Consider the following 20,007-nt stretch of genomic DNA (forward strand, 5'->3'; position numbering starts at 1 on the left):
ATTTGATAAAGCAAAGCTATGACTTTTGATTCTTTTTTGCATAAGATAGAGCAAATTAAAGGTGCAAAACCTGTTGGAATTGATGCACATCGCTTGATGATCCCCATAGAAAGGATCCCTTATTTATATGCAGAAGATTTTAGGGCATACAATCCAAAGGAGTCTGCGGTTATGATGTTGCTGTATCCCAAAGGACAAGAAACCTATGTTTTATTAATTGAACGTGCAACGTACAAAGGGGTTCATTCTGGGCAAGTGGGGTTTCCTGGAGGAAAATACGAACTTGATGATCGGGATCTTCAACAAACAGCCTTGAGAGAAACCCAAGAAGAAGTGGGGATTATTGAACAAGATATTCAAATTATTCAGCCGTTTACCAAGATTTATATTCCACCGAGTAATTTTTATGTGCAACCGTATTTGGGTATTGCGCAAAAAGAGCTGTTGTTTATTCCTGATGCGTTTGAAGTGGCAAATATTATTGAATTGCCGTTGCATGTTTTACTCCAAGATCAAATTGTCAAAGAGGTGGAGATGAAAACAAGCTATGCCGCTTGGACGCACGTACCTGCGTTTATTTACAACAACTACACGATATGGGGAGCAACAGCTATGATGTTGAGTGAACTCAAGGAAACGCTAAAAAATGCACTAAAAACATATACGTAGGACGTAATTAGCAAATTTTAACCTAATGCAACTAGTAAAAAGCATTAAATTTGTAATTCATTAATCAGGATGTAGGAGTATGGGATTATTCAAGAGGAATCCATTTGGCCATATACTATGGCTAAAAAAATGGATCATTCGAACGTTTGGTTTCTTAACACACCAACGATTTAGAGGGTTTAACGACTTGCAAATCGAAGGTTCAGAAATTTTACGCCGTTTACCCGATAAAAATGTATTGTTTATTTCGAATCACCAAACGTATTTTGCCGATGTAGTGGCCATGTACCACGTGTTTAATGCCAGTTTGAAAGGACGAGATAATTCGATTAAGAATATTATGTATATCTGGAAGCCCAAGCTAAATTTGTACTATGTCGCTGCGGCAGAAACAATGAAAGCTGGCCTTTTACCTCGTATTTTGGCTTATGTTGGAGCCGTACAAGTCGATCGTACCTGGAGAAGTAAGGGGGTCGATATAGATGAAAAACGCGAAGTTAATCAAGACCAAGTAGAAAATATTAAAATCGCTTTAGACGATGGGTGGGTGATTACTTTTCCACAGGGAACAACTAAATCGTTTAAACCCATTCGAAAGGGAACAGCCCATATTATCAAAAACTACAAGCCTATTGTCGTTCCTATTGTTATTGATGGATTTCGACGCTCTTTTGACAAAAAGGGACTACACCTAAAAAAGAAGGGCATTTTGCAGTCCATGGTCATCAAAGAACCGCTGGAAATTGATTATGAAAATAGCAGTATTGACCAAATTGTCGAGCAAATTGAAATGGCCATCGAACAACATTCGTCTTTCCTAAAAGTGGTTCCACAAGAGTTTGTGGAAGAACAAACCGCACTAAACGAAAAGCGAACGTACGATTACTATAGTTCATCGAAAAATTACTAAAAAAATAAGGAGGTATAAAAAAAGGTCATCCCACGGGATGACCTTTTTTTATTTTAGTAGGATGAACTACCATTGTGATATGGGTAAAGACTACTGCTGTCAATGCTATTTTGGAAAATAGGATTGTCTTCCATCTTTCCTTTCTTCACCTTACTTGTTAGTTCAAAAATAACTGTATTCGTATCCGTTGATACACGTTGGATTGTTAGGTTGTTTTTTTGGATCGTACAAACAAAGTAAGACGACTCATCATAGCTGTAAGCGTTATATGAATCTCCCCAAGTTCTCAGTGCCACTGTCCCCTCAACAAAACGACCTTCTTCAAATCTACCGCGGTATTTTTCTTTCCCATTTTCATAGTAAATACACGGACCATGTAGAGCGTAATTTTTCGTGCCATATTGGTAAACTAACGCTTCATCTTCGTTGTAAAAACTTTCTTGAGTCGAATCATCAGCCAATAATTTTTTCTCATACGTTAAGGTTCCCGTATAGGTGTTGATTGATTTTTCATAGGTAATTACACTTTCTTCATACGTAGAATATACATTGCTGTCATATCCAAATTCAATGTAGGTTCCTTTGTATGGATAGCCATCGCGGTATTCTAAAGTGGCGATACTCTCACCTGCTTCATCGTAGAAGTGTGTTGGTCCACTTAACTCCCCATTTTCATAGCTCTTAGAAGACTGTAAATAGGCTTCGTTATACGTTTCTTCTTTTACAATCTCTCCTGCTTTGTAATAGGTTTTGCTTGCAATGTATTCGGAATATTCACTTTGATAGGTTTCAAGTCCATCTTTTAATCCCTTTTCATAGGTTGTGATGGTTGTAGAATACCCGTCGGAAGTACTTACTGTTCCCGTATACGGTTGCCCTGCTTTATACGTAGCCTTCGCTACTTGATTGCCTTCCATATCATAGAAAACACCCTGTTTGTTGTAGTCAATATCAGAAATTAAATACGGATCAATCTCATCGCTATACATCCCATTTTTATTGCCGTATTCTTTTTTGCGTATCAATTCTCCTTTGCTGTATGTGCTTGCAGAAGATACCACGTCATTTTCGAAGAATGTATAGAAAGTTCCCTCTTTTTCAACATTGTCAAAAACACCTGTTACTTTTCCTTTTGCATCGAAGTAGGTTACTTTTAGTATTGATTGATCGTAATCGTTTTTGTTGAAAATTTCTTCATTTCTTTTCGTTCCTTCTCTGGTATAGCGAATGCGTTTGGATACGCCAACAGCAGGTGTGAAAATTTCTTCTCTTAAGATCGGTTTGCTGTCATAGGTTGGATAAGCTTCATAAGAAGCACTATACGTAATTTCTCCTTTGCTATATGAAATTTTATTGCCAATCTCATCATTTGTTAGCGTGATAAAATCACCTTCAAAAGGTTCTGTATAGCCATACGTCCCTTTTTTAGATTGTAATTTACCAATGACTTTTCCTTTTTTGTCATAGTAGGTAGAACTTAATTCTGTTGCCTCTTCAAATAATTCCCCTGTAGAATAAAACGCTTTTTTTGCCACAATAAAGCCATTTTTATAGGTTGTCATGGATTCATCATCGTATAAAACGCCATTTTCTGGGCTATAACCGTCTTTGTCATAGGTTAATACGCCTTTGCTGCTGCCGTCAGGATTGAAGTATTCTATTTTTTCAATCGCGTATGAATTGTGGTAATACTTGATTGATTTAGGTAAGAATAGCGTTGCTCCTGGGTGGTATACCGTTTCCTTAACAAGCTCTCCTTTTTTGTATTCCGATAGGCTGGTTGGTGTATCTGGATTATCCCCATATTCATTGTAAAATACATAGGATCCCTCTTGATTTGTTTCCGCGCTGTATTCATCTAAATCTGCTGTATACGTAGCGATTACTTTTCCATTTGGATCATAGAAAAGTGTTGTTGCTTTAGTTGTAGTTGCCGTTGTTTTGTATTTGATTGCGCCAGATACATAAAAGTTAGCTGTTTCCGTATTAACCCCATTCACGTAGGTACTCGTCATTGTTGGACGGAAAGTATCGTAATCTAAGATAATAGATGTGCCATTTTGAATCGATCCGTCTTCGTAGTTTGCCGTGTAAAGCACTTCGCCTTTTTCATTCAAATATTGCTCCTCCAAAATATTGTTCTCCGCATCAAAAGTGAAGATGTATTTTTGGTTGGGCTGATTTTTATTAACGTAGATATATGATTCGTAGCTTCCTTCGTTAATGGCAATGTAAAAATAGGCACTTTTGTACAATTGCACCATTTTCCCATCATAAGGATAACCATTCTCGTAAGTTAACGTAAATTCTTCTTGCGTAAAAGGATCGATAGACGTAATATGGGTAGCATTGCCGTTATCGAAGAACATATCGAAATTAACCGATCCATCTTCATTGTAATAGGCCACTTTTCCGTCATATGTAATGGCATTGGTTTGATCAAAACTACCAATTCCCCTTACTTCAATTGCTTTTGTTTCTTTGTTATACGTCGTGATTTCTCTATAGCCCTCTTTGTTTTTTATGGGTTTAGAAACTCTAAATGAACTAGCCAATGCTTTGGTCGTTACTTCGTCGTATGTGTTTACCCATAAGGTATCTTTTACCGTCTGGCTGTAAATCGCAGAAGAAAATAACAAGGCAATAGGTAATAATTTTTTGTACATCGTCCTGTGTGTTTTTATTGTACAACAAATGTAGATAAAACAGCAGAAAAACAATATCACTACTTCTAGTGAATGTGATTTTTTTACAAGGGAAAATAAAAAAAGTCTTTGTAGTTGATACAAAGACTTTTAAATTATACTGATGGATTTAGTTCCTAGACTAAAGACTGTTTTTTCTTGAAAATAAGTTGGCTATTCATCAAAAAGATAGCGCTTAAAATCAGAAGAATACCCAACCATTGAATCAAAACAACTTGTTCTTGTAGGACCATATAGGCTACGGTTACGGATACGGGTAATTCAATAGAAGCGATAATACTACCCAATCCAACGCCTGTATGGGGGAATCCCATATTCAAGAAGATTGGAGGTAAAATGGTACCAAATAGGGCTAACAACAATCCCCAAGAGTAAAAAATACTCCAGTCGAAATCGCGAATACCGCTCGTATTGGTGGTAAATTGTTGATAAAAAGATAACATGATGTCCGAATTGTTCGGTCCGATCTGCGTGATGAAACAGAAAATCAAAACGATAGCGGTTGCCCCACATAGCATAAATAAGCTTCGCTTAGGTGCTGGTAAGTGATTGGCCACTACGTTTGAGGCAAACATGGTTGTTGCAAAAGAACAAGACGCCAAAAATCCGAAGATCAGTCCGCGGTAATCGAGTTCAATTTCATTGGCCAATACATTGGTTGCTAATACTGTACCAAATAAGATTAGCGCCACTGCTACAATTTTTAATAGGCTGGGGAATTGTTTGGTAACCACACTTTCAATGACCACGCCAATCCACACCGATTGCATCAGCAATACAACGGCAATAGAAGCGTCGATATAACTCACGGCCATATAGTATAAAACAGAAGTAAATCCCATGGATGTTCCCGCTAAAACTAAGTTGCGGATGTCTTTTTTACTAGCAATAGCGTCAGTGGTTTGTTTTTTGCGAATCCCATTGATGATGAACATTCCAATAAGTCCGAGTAATACTTGCGATAAGGTTACCTCAGCAGTAGTATACCCATGTGAATACGCCAGTTTTACAAACGAAGCCAACATCCCAAAACTGGATGCACCAATAGCGACTAAAAATACGCCTTTTACCAAATTCTGTTCTTTCATTGCTCTACTTTTAACGGGGCAAAGGTAGTTATTATTTTTTTGGAGGTATAGGACAAATGTCTAGGGGAAGGAAAGAAAAAAGAGGAGAATAGGGGAGCATTTTTCTTTTGTTTTTTTAAATTTAACCATGAAACAGCTAATTGTATTAGTTTTATGCGTTTTAATTCTTCTTTACAGTTTCTTTTTAAATGAAAACATTCAATAGCAGTAATTGGGATTCAACAACCGTGGTCTTTATTCAATCTCTTGTTTGGTCTAACCGAGATTTGATCCTCACTTTGCTATGTCAAGAGCGAGAAAATGAAAAAGAATGGCCGAATCGAGAGGGAGCATTTAAAACGGTTGAGGTATGGTTTAAACACTGTACTCAGTTTAAGTTGAACTTTGAGGGTGCTACCTTACAGCCGCTTTATGGATTAGCTGTTTTAGATATTTCAGCTCATGGCTGGGAGAATATCAATTTTCAAATTGCAGACGATGAAAACGATTGTATTGGTTTTTATTGTGAAGCAGTAGAGGTTTTATAGGACATGAGTCCATAGAGCCTCCATAGTGCCACCATAGTGTGTCTATTAAAAAGTCGTGTTTTAATAGACACACTATGGACGTATAAGGCAAGGAGTATGCAAACAGCTAAAAGAAGGCCCCTAGCAAAGACGAATGATTGACAGTTCTTAGTTAACAATAGATAAGGTAGATAGTAGGAGACAAAAAGAAGTGATGATAGAGGAGGAGGAGATGATATAAATAAAATCATTAGAGCAATTAACAAAGCGAGCGAAGAACAAAGAGCAAACAGCGTAAATAGCGGAGATAAAATAAAAAAGGCTGCCTCATGGAGACAGCCTTTTTTGATGGCTTATTGTATGTTTGACAAATTAGCTTGTCTTACAATTTTTCGAAATTTCGCTTTACGAAAGCCGTAAGTTCTTCGCCTTTCAATAATCCTTGTGATAATTTGGCTAAATCTAAGGCTTGATTGAAAGCCGTTGTACGTGCTGTTTCGTCTGTATTGTTCAAGATTTTAGAAGCAAATTCCGAATTGGTATTCACCACTAAGTTGTACATCTCTGGGAAATTACCCATACCGAACATACCACCACCAGACTGGCTCATTTCTTTCATACGTCGCATGAACTCCGGTTGTGTCAAGATCAATGGCGCATCTTGGCTGTCCATCGACTCTAATTTTACCGTGTATTTTTCTTTCGGTACCACTTGTTCAATAAACGATTGTAAAGACGTTTGCTCCTCTTCTGATAGTTTAGAAATTGCGTTTTCCTCTTTCTTAATCAAGTTGTTGATGTGATCTGCATCCACACGAGCGAAAGTCATTTTTTCATTGTCGCTCTCTAATTTTTGAATCAAGTGAGAAACAATAGGAGAATCCAGTACAATCACTTGGTATCCTTTTTCTTTTGCCGCAGCGATATAGCTGTGTTGCGCATCTTTGTTGGATGTATATAAAACAACGAGGTTTCCGTCTTTATCCGTTTGTAAATCTTTCGTTGCTTCTTTTAATTCTTCAATCGTATAGTACGTATTGTCTGTCGTAGGGTATAGCATAAAAGCACCTGCTTTTTCAGCGAATTTTTCTTCAGACAACATACCGTACTCTAAAACTACTTTAATGTCGTTCCACTTGCTTTCAAAATCAGCGCGGTTTTCGTTGAATAGCGATTTTAATTTATCCGCTACTTTACGCGTAATGTAGTTGGAAATTTTCTTAACATTTCCATCCGCTTGTAAATACGAACGCGATACGTTTAATGGAATATCTGGCGAATCAATCACCCCTTTCAACATTGTTAAGAAGTCAGGAACGATTCCCTCTACGTTATCCGTTACAAACACCTGATTTTGGTACAGTTGGATTCTGTCCTTTTGCATTTGCATATCTCCACTTAATTTAGGGAAATACAAAATTCCCGTTAAGTTAAATGGGTAGTCGACATTCAAGTGAATATTGAATAAAGGTTCTTCAAATTGCATCGGATACAACTCGCGGTAGAAGTTTTTGTAATCTTCTTCTGTCAAATCTGCAGGTTGTTTCGTCCAAGCAGGATTTGGGTTGTTGATGATGGTATCTACTTCTACTTTGTCCTCGCCTTCCCCTTCTTCATGTGTACCAAATTTAATTGGCACAGGCATAAATTTGTTGTACTTCGTCAATAGCTCACGAATCTTGTACTCCTCTAAAAAGTCTAACGAATCTTCCGCAATGTGAAGCACAATCTCCGTTCCTCTATCTTGCTTGTCGCTTTCTTCTAAGGTATACTCAGGGCTACCATCACACGTCCAATGTGCCGCAGGGGCATCTTTAAATGACTTGGTAATGATTTCTACTTTGTCCGCTACCATAAAAGCAGAGTAAAAACCTAATCCAAAGTGTCCAATAATCCCCGTGTCTTTGGCACTGTCCTTGTATTTTTCTAAGAACTCCTCGGCCCCAGAAAAGGCAACTTGGTTGATGTATTTCTCCACTTCCTCTTTGGTCATCCCCAATCCTTGGTCAATAATGTGGAGTTTTTTGCTGTCTTTGTCAATTTTAACCTCAATAATAGGATTGCCATATTCCACATTCGCTTCCCCAATACTCGTGAGGTGCTTTAACTTTAATGTAGCATCAGTTGCATTTGAAACTAACTCTCTCAAGAATATCTCGTGATCACTATACAAGAATTTTTTAATCAAAGGAAAGATATTCTCTACAGTAACATTAATTTTTCCAGATGTCATAATTATTTTGGTATTATTATTTTTAATATTTTTATATAGAATTAGTAGGCAAAAAAGATACCAACCCAATTCAAGATGTCAATTTGTCATTTGGAGCTTTTTTGTACACTAAAATCTTATAATAGCGAGAAAGTTTGTATTATTGTAAAAAATAGAAGAAATATTATGAAAAAGTTAGTCTTGTTAAGTTTTATTGGTTTAGCAGTAGCTTCGTGTAAACCGACGATGGATAAACAGTCCCAATATGGAATTAAAGGAGATTGGACCTTGACAAATGTTTCCCATATTGGAGGAGAGTTTGTAAAAGTTACTTCTTTCAACATCGCTGATGCTCACTGCTTTAATGGAAGTCAGTGGAAATTTGTTTCAAACAACAACACAGGTGTGGTTAGTTTAAGAGGAGGGAATTCGTGCCCTATGTTTGAAAGTAACTTTAAATGGTTTGTTAATCCAAACGGAGAATTTGAGTTCAAATTTGTCGATGCAGGATTAAAAGCTAAAAACGTTACGACAGGGTACAAGATGAAAGTTAAAAATCAAACCGCTACTAGTTTTGATTTGATTGATAATTTTTACGTAGATGGACAAGGGTATGATGTAACATATCACTTTGTAAAGAATTAAGAATCAACAACAAGAAGGTAATATTATGAGAAAAACAACTACAACCTTTTTAGCAGGAGCTCTGCTATTGGGTTCTGTATCGCTGACAAGCTGTGACTCTGTCAAAAATGCGAATAATACACAGAAAGGAGCTACAATTGGAGCTGCTGGAGGAGCCATTATCGGAGGAATCCTTGGAAATAACATCGGAAAAGGTGGAAATAGTGCTTTAGGAGCCGTATTAGGAGGAGTGATTGGTGGAGCTGCTGGTGGCGTTATTGGAAACAATATGGACAAGCAAGCGCGTCAAATTGAAGAAACCGTACCAGGTGCACAAGTAGAACGAGTAGGAGAAGGGATTAAATTAATCTTAGGCGAAAGCTCAGTTAACTTTAATCTGAATCAAGCAACCTTGACAGATAAAGCCAAACAAAACTTAGATAAATTAATCGTTGTATTCAAAGATAATCCGAATACAAACATTAGTATTTTTGGTTATACAGACAATACAGGTAGAGAAGAATACAATTTAAAATTGTCTAGACAACGCGCCAATGCAGTAAAAACGTATTTAATGCAAAATGGTGTATCAAACAAGCGTTTAGCTACTGAAGGAATGGGAATTGCTGATCCAATTGCAAGTAATGATACAGATGCAGGAAGAGCAAAAAACCGCCGCGTAGAGTTTGCTATTAAGGCAAATGAACAAATGATTATCGACGCTCAAAACGAAGCAGCTACAATGTAATTATAGGTTAACGGTTTATAAAATAAAAAAAGGGAGCATCAGCTCCCTTTTTTAGTTGCAGTCGGTACAAGTCAACGTAAAGTCTTCTTGCATCGTATACCAGTGATCCCCAGCTTTCATCTCCTTTTGTGCGGATTGAAATAAATAGGGCTGTACTTCTTCTTTGATGAATATTTTCTTTCTTATAGGTAAGTAAACCGTCATCGGTTGTTCTAAATCAAACTGTTCCTGTGTAAGGTGAATGACAAAATGGGCGTCTTCTTCAGCGGTTTCAATCGTGTATTGATCGTCTTGTGATGCCATTTTAAAACGCGCATAGGCATTGTCTTGATACGAGGGAACAATTTCAATTTTGTTTTTTATTGAATCTGTCCCTGTAATTGGACTTTTCAGTTGTAAAACAAGGTCTTTATTCGTTGTAAACAAGGTTTGATCTTCAGCTGTATGTTGTCCCTTCGAGGAATACGTCACCGTATAGCCATAGCCTGTTTTATTGCGTACAAAATGCTCGGTATCTCCATTGATGATCATCACGGATAGTCCAATTAAACTACCAATCCACAACACAAAAATAGTGATGGCCGTAATCCAAATGTACTTCATATTAGTATAGAGTAATTTTAACCCCAACAGTAACATAATAATAAAAGGTAAGAACATAATGAGACTCATGCAGGTATGCAAAATCCATCGAGGTATGTTGGGATCAATGAGAAGTTCCGGAAGATTCAATTGATTGACAATAAAACTAGTGTTGACAATGATCATAAGGTTGATAAAAAAACTAATCAACATCCCCACGACAGCAACGACAATGAAACCAATTCCAAAAATGTAGCGAATGACTTTAGCTCCCTGATTGGTTGCGCGTTGTGTTTGTGTTTTGAACTTGTCATAATCCATGGAATTGAATTTATTTGCAGTATAATCAACCCCTTCTTTAATTTTGCGTTCAATTGTTTCTATATTGACAGGCTCTCCCATCATATCCAATTTCTCACTGGTTGTTTTTGCACTGGGAATGATGATCCACAAGACAAAATACAGTAGAATACCTGTTCCGTAAAAGAAAACCAAAAAGATGAAAATTAAACGCACCCAAACCGTATCAATCTTAAAGTAATGGGCCAAGCCCGAAAGTACACCGCCTAAAATTCGACTATCCGTATCGCGAAATAATTTTTTCTCTCTATAATAGGTTTGTTCGCTGTGTTGTTGTGTCGTCGTATCATCATCTAGGGAATAATCTTCTGGACGCCCCATGATGCGAATCACTTCTTCCACATCTTCTGACGTAATGACCTGTTTGGTTGTCGTTATTTTGGAATTGAATATTTCAGCAATGCGCAATTCAATATCCTGTACCACTTCTTCTTGCTCTTCGATAGCAATAGATCGGCGAATCGCTTTGATGTATTGTTCCAAGTGTTGGAAAGCCTGCTCTTCAATGTGAAAAACTAAACCACCGATATTTATAGTTAGCGTTCTATTCATGGTCTTGATTTTTTGTGGTTATCTCTTGTACTGCATGGGCTAATTCTTCCCATGTCTCTGCTAATTCTCCTAAGAATTGTTCTCCTTTTGGTGTTAGTTTGTAATATTTTCTCGGAGGCCCTGCATTAGATTCCTCCCAGCGATAGCTTAACAAATCTCCGTTTTTGAGTCTTGTTAGTAAAGGGTATACCGTTCCTTCTACGACTAAAAGCTTTACTTTTTTAAGCTCTTCTAATATTTCAGAAGTATAATAATCGCGTTCTTTTAGAATGGATAGGATACAGAACTCTAAGATACCCTTGCGCATTTGAGCTTTTGTATTTTCACTATTCATAGGTTCAATGATTTATCTTATGCAAAGATATGGTTAAAGGCATGTACTATGTATAGCAAAGTACTTAAAATTAACTTTAGTTTAACAGTTAAGGCTAAGAGGAAAAGAAGTGAAATTAGAGGCTAACCCTCTTGTATCTTGGTTTTTACTGTGGTTTGTTGGGAGGGGATTCTAAGGATACAATATTGATTCAAAAAGGTATAAAGGACATAAGGAGGGAGGGAATAAAAGTGATAAACAAGTAAATTATGGTATAATTTTGTATATTTAGGGGAAAATAAAACAGGTACATTATGGAATTTTCAGTTTCGTCTATCAATAAATTTTTATTCTTTAAGTTGCCTTCTGCGTATTGGACAGGGGTGCGATTAAGACGTATTTCTGATACAGAAGCGACAACAACGGTTCGTCACAAATGGGCGAATCAAAATCCTTTTCGCTCGATGTATTTTGCTGTACAAGCCATGGCAGCAGAATTGTCCACAGGAGCTTTAGTGATGAAGAAAATCAGCGAAAGCGGTCAGCGTATTTCCATGTTAGTTGCGCAAAACAATTCCGTCTTTGTAAAAAAAGCAACGGGAAAAATTTCGTTTACTTGTACAGAGGGACATTTATTAGATGAGGCAATTCAAAAGGCCATTGACACCCAAGAAGGGGTGACTATTTGGATGAAATCCGTGGGAATTGACGAAAAAGGAGATGAGGTATCTACCTTTAATTTTGAATGGACCTTAAAAGTAAGAACGAAAAAATAAAGAAAAGAGAACAGAGAAATAAGAAAAAAACAGGCCATGAGAGTTTTAGTTACTGGAGCAACGGGATTAGTGGGAAAGCAGTTAGTACAGCAACTGCAAGCAAGGAATATTAAGGTTGCTTTTGTGACTACAGCGAAAGATAAATTGATGGCATTGCCAGGTTGTCAGGGATTTTTTTGGAATCCCCGTCAAGGTGAAATTGATCCAGCCTGTTTAGCAGGAGTGGAGGTTATTTTCCATCTAGCAGGGAGTTCAATTGACGGATCGTGGTCTTCCAAAGGCAAGCAGTTGATCATCCATAGTCGAGTAGAGGCATCTCAAACCCTGTATGGATTGTTGCAACGGCATCCGCATCAAGTGAAACAAGTCATTTGTGCTTCAGCTGTGGGAATATACGATACCCTTGATGTAGTACAAACTGAAGATAAGTATACACCAGCGACTAATTTTTTAGGTAAAGTGGTCCAACAATGGGAAGGAGAAAATCGACGTTTTGAAGATTTGGGTATACCCGTAGCTTTGTTGCGTATTGGTTTAGTACTATCCCGAGATGGAGGGGCTTTGCCCCATATTGAACAAATGGCAAAATACTACCTGGCCTCACCATTGGGATCGGGAAAACAATACTATTCATGGATTCACCTGACCGATTTAGTTCGTCTATTTCTCTTTGTCATGGATCACAGACTAGCAGGTGCCTTTAATGCAGTAGCTCCCCAACCCGAATCAAATAAGGCTTTTACGCGTGCACTTTGTCACGCCCTAAATCGAAAAATGATTTTACCTGCAGTTCCCACCTGGGTATTGCGCTTAGTTTTAGGCGAAAAAGCGATGCTTGTCACAGCAGGACAATATGTTAGCTGTAGTAAAGTAGAGAAATTAGATTTTTCCTTTCATTTTTCAACGTTATCCCAAGCGTTTGAAAATCTGTATGATTGATTTTTTTTTGCGCGTTGTGCTCTTTGTTCTTTATCTCACTTAGTTAATATTTGTTTTAGTGTTCGATGAATATACACTTCGTTTCTATTTGCACGGTTCGCTCTTCGTTTTTTGTTCTTTGTGATATTTATTCTTATTTAGAAGATTTTCTCATCACTCATCTCCCATCACCAATCACGAATATCTAGGATGCGACCCTTCGTTCCTTCAGGACACCGTCAATAGTAAGAAAGTTATCTTTAGTATAAAAATGAATCGTACAACCTTGTCATGCTGACGAAGGAAGCATCGCATCAGTCAATCTATACAGTTCACGGTTTAGTTTACAGTTTACCTCTCACCACTCACCATTCACCATTCACTACTCACCAAAAAAACTGTCATTATGGCATAAATAAACAGTTGGCAAAGGATTTGATTAAGAGAAAGCAATAAATAATTTAGGAAAGTAGTATGGAAAATAAAGATATAAACAAGGAAGAAGTAGAGGTAACAGCGGAAAATACGCAAGAAACTGAGACGACAACGGCAGAGACAGCATCTGTAGAAGAAGTGCTAAATGCTAAAATAGCAGAAGAGAAAGATAAGTATTTGCGTTTATTTGCAGAGTTTGAGAATTACAAACGCCGTACTTCAAAAGAGCGTTTAGAGTTGTTTAAAACAGCAAATGAGGAAGTTATGTCAGCAATGCTCCCTATTTTGGATGATTTTGGTCGTGCTTTATTGGAATTAGAAAAACAAGGAGAAAGCGAACACCTGACAGGTGTACGTTTAATTTCGACAAAGTTGATCGATACCTTGGCAGCAAAAGGATTAGAGGAAGTAGCGATTCAAAGTGGCGATGCCTTTAATGCAGATATATCAGAAGCGATCACACAAATTCCTGCGGGAGATGACTTAAAAGGAAAAGTAGTGGATGTTGTAGAAAAGGGATATAAACTAGGCGATAAAGTTATTCGTTTTCCTAAAGTTGTTATTGGTCAATAAACAGATGTGTAGACCAATTTATTAATAGAAACTCAGAATCCAAATGAAGAAAGATTATTACGAAATATTAGGTATCGATAAAGGAGCAGATGCTGCTGCCATTAAAAAGGCATACCGTAAAAAGGCCATTGAATTTCACCCGGATAAGAATCCTGGTGATAAAGAAGCAGAGGAGAAATTCAAGGAAGCAGCAGAAGCATATGAAGTATTAAGTGATCCAGATAAGAAAGCGCGTTATGACCAATACGGACATGCTGCTTTTGAAGGTGGTGGTGGCTTTGGCGGCGGTCATATGAATATGGATGATATCTTCAGTCAATTTGGAGATATTTTCGGTAGTGCTTTTGGCGGTGGAGGTTTTGGTGGTTTCGGCGGTTTTGGCGGCGGCGGCGGTCAACGTAGAGCCAAAGGAACTAGTTTGCGTATTAAAGTTAAACTAACACTAGAGGACATCGCTAATGGTGTAGAGAAGAAAGTTAAAGTAAAACGCAAAATAAAAGCAGCAGGAGTTACTTATAAGACCTGTGCAACTTGTAATGGATCTGGACAAGTAACCAAAATAGCCAATACGGTATTTGGTCGTATGCAAACGGCATCACCGTGTCATACGTGTCAAGGTACAGGACAAATGATTGATCAAAAACCAGCAGGATCGGATGCAGAAGGAATGATTGCACAGGAGGAAACTGTTTCAATCAAAATTCCAGCAGGAGTATCTGAAGGTATGCAGTTGAAAGTGGCAGGCAAAGGAAACGAAGCGCCAGGAAACAATAGCGTAGCTGGAGATCTATTGGTTGTGATTGAAGAATTAGAACACGAATCTTTAAAAAGAGAGGGTGATAATCTACATTATGATCTTTATATCAGCTTCTCTGAAGCCGCTTTAGGTGGAAATAAAGAAATTTATACCGTAACAGGCAATGTGCGCATCAAATTAGAAGAGGGCATTCAATCTGGAAAAATTCTCCGATTGAGAGGTAAAGGATTACCGCACTTAAATAGTTATGGTAGTGGTGATTTATTGGTGCACGTGAACGTATGGACACCGAAAAAACTCACAAAAGAACAGAAAGAATTCTTTGAGAAAATGGAAGAAGATGGCAACTTTAAACCGTCTCCTGGTAAGGGAGATAAATCTTTTTTTGAAAAAGTCAAAGAAATGTTTTCGTAATTAGAAAAGAAGTCATACATTTGATGCACACTTATTAAACAGTGGATTTTCTTTTTCATAGCAATTTTTCCCAACCTTATAGTAATATAAGGTTGGGTTTTTTTATGCCTATTTGTAATCAAAATATACCTTGTACTTCGCAAGTTGAAATAAATGATTTATTTTTACAAGAAATATAAAAGATCGATTGATGCAACCTATCTTAGAAGTTAAAAATGTAGAAAAAAGATATTCTGACAAAATAGCTTTAAATAATGTTTCGCTCACTATTCCAAAAGGATCTGTATACGGTCTATTAGGACCAAATGGAGCTGGGAAAACATCCCTCATCCGAATCATCAACCAAATCACCTACCCCGATCAAGGACAAGTGCTACTGGATGGACAGCCCTTGAGTCCTCATCACATTAAGGACATTGGTTATATGCCCGAAGAACGCGGATTGTATAAAACCATGAAAGTAGGTGAACAAGCCTTGTATTTAGCCCAATTGAAAGGATTGAGCAAAGCGGAAGCAAAAGAACAGCTCGACTATTGGTTTGATAAACTCGAGATCAAAGGATGGTGGAATAAAAAAATTCAGGAGCTTTCGAAAGGAATGGCGCAAAAAATACAGTTTGTCGTAACCGTATTACACAAACCCAAGCTGCTGATCTTTGATGAACCTTTCTCTGGTTTCGACCCCGTTAACGCCAATATTATTAAAGACGAAATCCTAGAACTCAAAGAAAAAGGAGCAACGATTATCTTTTCTACCCACCGCATGGAAAGTGTAGAGGAAATGTGTGATCATATTGCTTTGATTCATAAATCAAATAAATTAATCGAAGGGCGTTTAGTAGATGTGAAACGAGATTTTCGAACCAATTTGTATCAAGTGGGAATTTTATCTAGTGATGTACATCGATTGATGTTTGAATTATCTCAAAAATTTACTGTACAACCAACTTCGTTTAAGTCTTTAAATGACGAATTACAATTGGAGGTTGATTTAGGTCAGGCGATGCCTAATGAGTTATTGCATATTTTGTCAAACAATGGACAAGTCACTCATTTTGTAGAAAAATTGCCAACGGCAAATGATATTTTTATTCAAACAGTAAGCAAATAGGTATGAGTGTTTTAAAACTAATTATAAAAAGAGAATTTATCGCAAAAGCGCGCAATAAAGCTTTTATTGTTATGACTTTTTTAGCTCCGCTTTTCTTTGTGGGAATTGCGGTGCTCATTGGATTTTTAAGTACCATGAAGTCAACAACGAAAGTAATCGCTATGCACGATGAGAGCGGTATCTTTAGCCGTGATTTTGAGAATTCAGAGGAATACGAATATAAAAACTTATCGACTGTTTCAATTGAAACGTTAAAGGATAGTGTATTAGCCGAAAAATATGACGGACTTCTATATATCCCAAAGCAAGAACAACTAGCAGCGTATGAAAATTCGATTTACTATATCTCGAACGAAAGTCCAGGAATTGCTTTTATCGGTAAAATCGAATCGATCATTGAAAATAAAGTATCGAGTTTAAATTTAATCGAAAAAGGAATTGACCCTCAGGTAATCAAAGACAATCAAGCTTCGGTTAATTTGCATTTGGAGAAAGCCTCTGGCGAGCAAACCGTAAAAGGACTGAATGAAATCAAGATTTTTATTGGTTCACTCTTTGGATATTGTATCATGATGTTCATTATTATTTATGGAAATATGGTGATGCGTTCAGTTATTGAAGAAAAAACAAATCGAATTATCGAAGTGATTATTTCTTCTGTAAAACCCTTTCAATTGATGATGGGCAAGATAATAGGTACTTCTATGGCTGGATTACTACAGTTTTTAATTTGGGGAGTTGTGGGAGGAATTTTAATGCTCGTTGCAACTTCTGTTTTTGGATTGAATGCTGGAGGGGCGAATTTAGAAGCAGCTCAAATGGCAACAACAATGGATCCAAGTATGATGAGTGATATCCAAAATTATATAACGGAAATCATGAGTTTGCCTTTGTTGTCTTGGTTTGTGTATTTTATTATCTTTTTTATAGGCGGATATTTTTTATATAGCTCACTATATGCCGCAATTGGTGCAGCAGTGGACAATGAAACAGATACACAACAGTTTTTATTTCCCGTGATGTTGCCTTTGATGTTAGGGGTTTATATTGGCTTTTTTACTGTAATTAAGGACCCGCATGGAACAGTAGCTACTGTATTTTCCATGATTCCATTTACTTCACCTATTGTCATGTTGATGCGTATTCCGTTTGGTGTTCCGATTTGGCAGATCCTTGTTTCGATGGTCTTGTTGTTTGGAACTTTTATCTTAACGGTATGGTTTGCAGCAAAAATATATCGAATTGGTATTCTCATGTATGGAAAGCGTCCTTCGTGGAAGGAACTGTATAAATGGCTGAAATATTAAGACCCCTTTCTAAAACAGAAGTTATGAGTAAAGAATCCAAGATTTTAATTGTCGAAGATGAAGCGGCTATTCGCCGTGTCTTAATCCGCATTTTAGAGGAAGAATCTCCAGAATACAAGGTGGATGGTGCTGAGGATGGAGCAGAAGGGCTACAAATGATTACCCAAGAAGATTATGACTTGGTAATTTCGGATATTAAAATGCCAAAAATGAGTGGTGATGAATTACTTGTCGAAGCAAAGAAGATTAAACCCGAAACCGTTTTTGTGATGATTTCGGGGCATGGAGATTTGGAAACAGCGATTAATACAATGAAATTAGGCGCGTATGATTACATCTCTAAACCACCTGATTTGAATCGTTTATTGACCACAGTGCGCAATGCATTAGACAAGAGTAAATTGGTGGTGGAAAATACGATTTTAAAGAAAAAGGTTTCTAAAAAGTATGAGATTATTGGACAAAGTGAATCTATTCTACAAATCACTGCGATGATTGAAAAGGTGGCGCCAACCGAAGCTCGTGTATTGATAACGGGACCTAATGGTACTGGAAAAGAATTGGTAGCTCATCAAATTCATGCCCAAAGTCAACGTGCATCCAAACCGTTGATTGAAGTAAACTGTGCGGCTATCCCCGCAGAACTGATCGAAAGTGAATTGTTTGGTCACGTAAAAGGAGCATTTACTTCGGCTGTCAAAGATCGACCTGGGAAGTTTGAATTAGCAGATAAAGGCACGATTTTTTTAGATGAAATAGGAGATATGAGTCTGTCTGCTCAAGCGAAAGTACTACGTGCATTACAGGAAAATGTCATTACTCGTGTAGGAGCAGAAAAAGATCAAAAAATAGATGTTCGCGTCTTGGCGGCAACCAATAAAGATTTGCGTAAAGAAATTGAAGCAGGGCGTTTTAGGGAGGATTTATACCATCGATTAGCAGTAATTCTAATTAAAGTACCCGCTTTGAATGATCGTCGAGATGACATACCTTTGTTGCTAGAGCATTTTGTCAAACAAATTGCTGCGGAACAAGGAACCGCTCCCAAAAAGTTTACACCAGAAGCCGTTGCTTTATTGCAAGAATACGATTGGAGTGGCAATATACGCGAGCTGCGCAATGTACTGGAGCGATTAATTATTTTAGGAGAGAAAGAAGTAACATTAGAAGACGTAAAGCTATTTGCTACAAAATAAGATGAAATTAAAAAAAATACACCCCGTTTTACAACAAAATTTAAGTGAACAAGGACTTGTTGAACCTACCGTATTACAAAAGACTGCTTTTGGACGTATTAAAGGAGGACAAGATTTTGTGCTGATTGCTCCTAAGGAAGAAGGAAAAACAACCACCTTGATTATGGCAGCCTTACAGCGTATAGAAGCTCCTGTCGATGATATGATCGCTACGCGTGTATTAATTGTGGTAAAAGATAAGTTTGAAGTAGAACGCCTATTGGAAGAGTTTGATCGATTCGGTTCTAAAATGGGAATTCGCGTATTTGGCGTACACGATTATACCGATTTAGATGATGATAAAAATCAAATGTCTCTAGGAAACGATATCCTTATTGGAACAGCTGAGCGACTAAATTTAATGTTTAGTGGAGCAGGATTTGATGTGAATCAGCTGAAAATGTATGCTATTGACGATGTGGATCAACAATTGAGAAATAGACATGAACCGCGTTTATACCGCTTGTCAGAAAGTATCGGTAAAACACAACGCGTGTATTTCGCTACAGACTACGTTGAGCAACTGGATATGTTCGTTGATAAGACCATGACTGAAGATATGGAATGGCTCGATTTTTACGAAGAGGACGAAGAATAAAAAAGAATATAAAAAAAGAGGCGAATGATCATTCGCCTCTTTTTTTATGTTTGTTGTTTGTTGTTTGTTGTTTGGCTTTTGTTCTTTGTGATATTTATTCTTATTTAGAAGATTTTCCCCTTAACTCATAACTCATTTATCTCACCTAGCTTATATTTGTTTTAGTGTTCGATGAATATATCTCACTGATTTTATATTGGTTTTGGTGTTCAATGAATCTTCACTTCGTTCCGATTTTCGCTTCGATTTGTGATTTGTTTTTTGTTTTTTGATTTGTGTTTTACAATTCACCACTCACCATTCACCACTCACCACTCACCACTCACCATTCACCACTCACCATTCACCACTCACCTAAATAAAGCTACCACAAAAAATAAATGGCGAACATGGTTACGCTATAAACGATGGCCAACACTATCAAAGACGCTTTTCTTCGATTGAAAGCTAGCTGAAAAGGATGCTTGTAAAATAAAAAATCTCGGGTAAATCGGACGATAATAACCAAAAAGGCAAGTAGAAAACACAGGTGTAACATTAGGGTAATCGCCTGAAGTGAGGCGAGATTTGGATTGAGGGTAGTAAGTGATACAAGCTGTGAAAACATAGCAGAT

General features: G+C 37.3%; 18 protein-coding genes. 13 read left to right on the forward strand and 5 right to left on the reverse strand.

What is annotated here, in order from left to right; all coding sequences use genetic code 11:
• The first annotated feature begins 18 nt into the window (after nt 1-18).
• Together ACPDHL_RS01675 and ACPDHL_RS01680 are read left to right on the forward strand one after the other, a co-directional pair.
• On the forward strand, nt 19-669 hold the full coding sequence (locus ACPDHL_RS01675; protein WP_430531063.1) for an NUDIX hydrolase: 651 nt from the start codon (nt 19-21) through the stop codon (nt 667-669).
• Between the two features lie 79 nt (nt 670-748).
• Nucleotides 749-1,579, forward strand: a complete 831-nt coding sequence (locus ACPDHL_RS01680) for a lysophospholipid acyltransferase family protein (RefSeq protein WP_430531064.1) — start codon at nt 749-751, stop codon at nt 1,577-1,579.
• 53 nt (nt 1,580-1,632) lie between these two features.
• On the opposite strand, the gene ACPDHL_RS01685 is transcribed toward ACPDHL_RS01680, so the two are convergent.
• On the reverse strand, nt 1,633-4,245 hold the full coding sequence (locus ACPDHL_RS01685) for a hypothetical protein (protein WP_430531065.1): 2,613 nt from the start codon (nt 4,243-4,245) through the stop codon (nt 1,633-1,635).
• Between the two features lie 155 nt (nt 4,246-4,400).
• Nucleotides 4,401-5,372: an EamA family transporter gene (locus ACPDHL_RS01690; RefSeq protein WP_430531066.1), complete on the reverse strand. Its 972-nt coding sequence runs from the start codon at nt 5,370-5,372 to the stop codon at nt 4,401-4,403.
• A gap of 188 nt (nt 5,373-5,560) precedes the next feature.
• Between ACPDHL_RS01690 and ACPDHL_RS01695 the strand changes: the two genes are divergently transcribed.
• A complete protein-coding gene (locus ACPDHL_RS01695) occupies nt 5,561-5,899 on the forward strand; it encodes a hypothetical protein (protein ID WP_430531067.1) in 339 nt (112 codons plus the stop codon).
• Nucleotides 5,900-6,260: 361 nt separating this feature from the next.
• Here ACPDHL_RS01695 and htpG read toward each other — a convergent pair whose 3' ends face one another.
• The gene (gene htpG, locus ACPDHL_RS01700; protein WP_430531068.1) at nt 6,261-8,111 is read right to left on the reverse strand and encodes a molecular chaperone HtpG; all 1,851 of its coding nucleotides are present in this window, start codon (nt 8,109-8,111) and stop codon (nt 6,261-6,263) included.
• A gap of 165 nt (nt 8,112-8,276) precedes the next feature.
• On the opposite strand from htpG, the gene ACPDHL_RS01705 reads away from it, so the two are divergent.
• The gene (locus ACPDHL_RS01705; RefSeq protein WP_430531069.1) at nt 8,277-8,735 is read left to right on the forward strand and encodes a hypothetical protein; all 459 of its coding nucleotides are present in this window, start codon (nt 8,277-8,279) and stop codon (nt 8,733-8,735) included.
• 25 nt (nt 8,736-8,760) lie between these two features.
• Nucleotides 8,761-9,462, forward strand: a complete 702-nt coding sequence (locus ACPDHL_RS01710; RefSeq protein WP_430531070.1) for an OmpA family protein — start codon at nt 8,761-8,763, stop codon at nt 9,460-9,462.
• A 51-nt stretch (nt 9,463-9,513) separates the two neighbouring features.
• Here ACPDHL_RS01710 and ACPDHL_RS01715 read toward each other — a convergent pair whose 3' ends face one another.
• Both ACPDHL_RS01715 and ACPDHL_RS01720 read right to left on the reverse strand, forming a co-directional pair.
• The gene (locus ACPDHL_RS01715) at nt 9,514-10,956 is read right to left on the reverse strand and encodes a PspC domain-containing protein (protein WP_430531071.1); all 1,443 of its coding nucleotides are present in this window, start codon (nt 10,954-10,956) and stop codon (nt 9,514-9,516) included.
• Entirely contained in the window at nt 10,949-11,290 is a 342-nt protein-coding gene (locus ACPDHL_RS01720) for a PadR family transcriptional regulator (protein ID WP_430531072.1), read from the reverse strand. The genes ACPDHL_RS01715 and ACPDHL_RS01720 overlap by 8 nt, the downstream gene beginning before the upstream one ends.
• Before the next feature lie 293 nt (nt 11,291-11,583).
• Between ACPDHL_RS01720 and ACPDHL_RS01725 the strand changes: the two genes are divergently transcribed.
• The 8 genes from ACPDHL_RS01725 to ACPDHL_RS01760 all read left to right on the forward strand — a co-directional run bounded on the left by ACPDHL_RS01725 (nt 11,584) and on the right by ACPDHL_RS01760 (nt 19,393).
• Nucleotides 11,584-12,045, forward strand: coding sequence for a DUF4442 domain-containing protein (locus tag ACPDHL_RS01725; protein WP_430531073.1), 462 nt, complete (start codon nt 11,584-11,586; stop codon nt 12,043-12,045).
• Between the two features lie 36 nt (nt 12,046-12,081).
• The gene (locus ACPDHL_RS01730) at nt 12,082-12,984 is read left to right on the forward strand and encodes a TIGR01777 family oxidoreductase (RefSeq protein WP_430531074.1); all 903 of its coding nucleotides are present in this window, start codon (nt 12,082-12,084) and stop codon (nt 12,982-12,984) included.
• Nucleotides 12,985-13,437: 453 nt separating this feature from the next.
• Nucleotides 13,438-13,971 carry a nucleotide exchange factor GrpE gene (locus ACPDHL_RS01735; RefSeq protein ID WP_430531075.1) on the forward strand — a complete coding sequence of 178 codons (534 nt, stop codon included), beginning with the start codon at nt 13,438-13,440 and terminating at the stop codon, nt 13,969-13,971.
• A 43-nt stretch (nt 13,972-14,014) separates the two neighbouring features.
• Complete coding sequence (dnaJ, locus tag ACPDHL_RS01740) at nt 14,015-15,142, forward strand: molecular chaperone DnaJ (protein WP_430531076.1); 1,128 nt, start codon at nt 14,015-14,017, stop codon at nt 15,140-15,142.
• A 190-nt stretch (nt 15,143-15,332) separates the two neighbouring features.
• A complete protein-coding gene (locus tag ACPDHL_RS01745) occupies nt 15,333-16,253 on the forward strand; it encodes an ABC transporter ATP-binding protein (protein WP_430531077.1) in 921 nt (306 codons plus the stop codon).
• A gap of 2 nt (nt 16,254-16,255) precedes the next feature.
• Complete coding sequence (locus tag ACPDHL_RS01750) at nt 16,256-17,560, forward strand: ABC transporter permease (protein WP_430531078.1); 1,305 nt, start codon at nt 16,256-16,258, stop codon at nt 17,558-17,560.
• A 23-nt stretch (nt 17,561-17,583) separates the two neighbouring features.
• Nucleotides 17,584-18,756 carry a sigma-54-dependent transcriptional regulator gene (locus ACPDHL_RS01755; protein WP_430531079.1) on the forward strand — a complete coding sequence of 391 codons (1,173 nt, stop codon included), beginning with the start codon at nt 17,584-17,586 and terminating at the stop codon, nt 18,754-18,756.
• Between the two features lies 1 nt (nt 18,757).
• Nucleotides 18,758-19,393, forward strand: a complete 636-nt coding sequence (locus ACPDHL_RS01760; RefSeq protein ID WP_430531080.1) for a DEAD/DEAH box helicase family protein — start codon at nt 18,758-18,760, stop codon at nt 19,391-19,393.
• The last annotated feature ends 614 nt before the right edge of the window (nt 19,394-20,007 follow it).

Origin of the sequence: Myroides sp. C15-4 (assembly GCF_050522745.1) — a bacterium.
Classification (GTDB): domain Bacteria; phylum Bacteroidota; class Bacteroidia; order Flavobacteriales; family Flavobacteriaceae; genus Flavobacterium.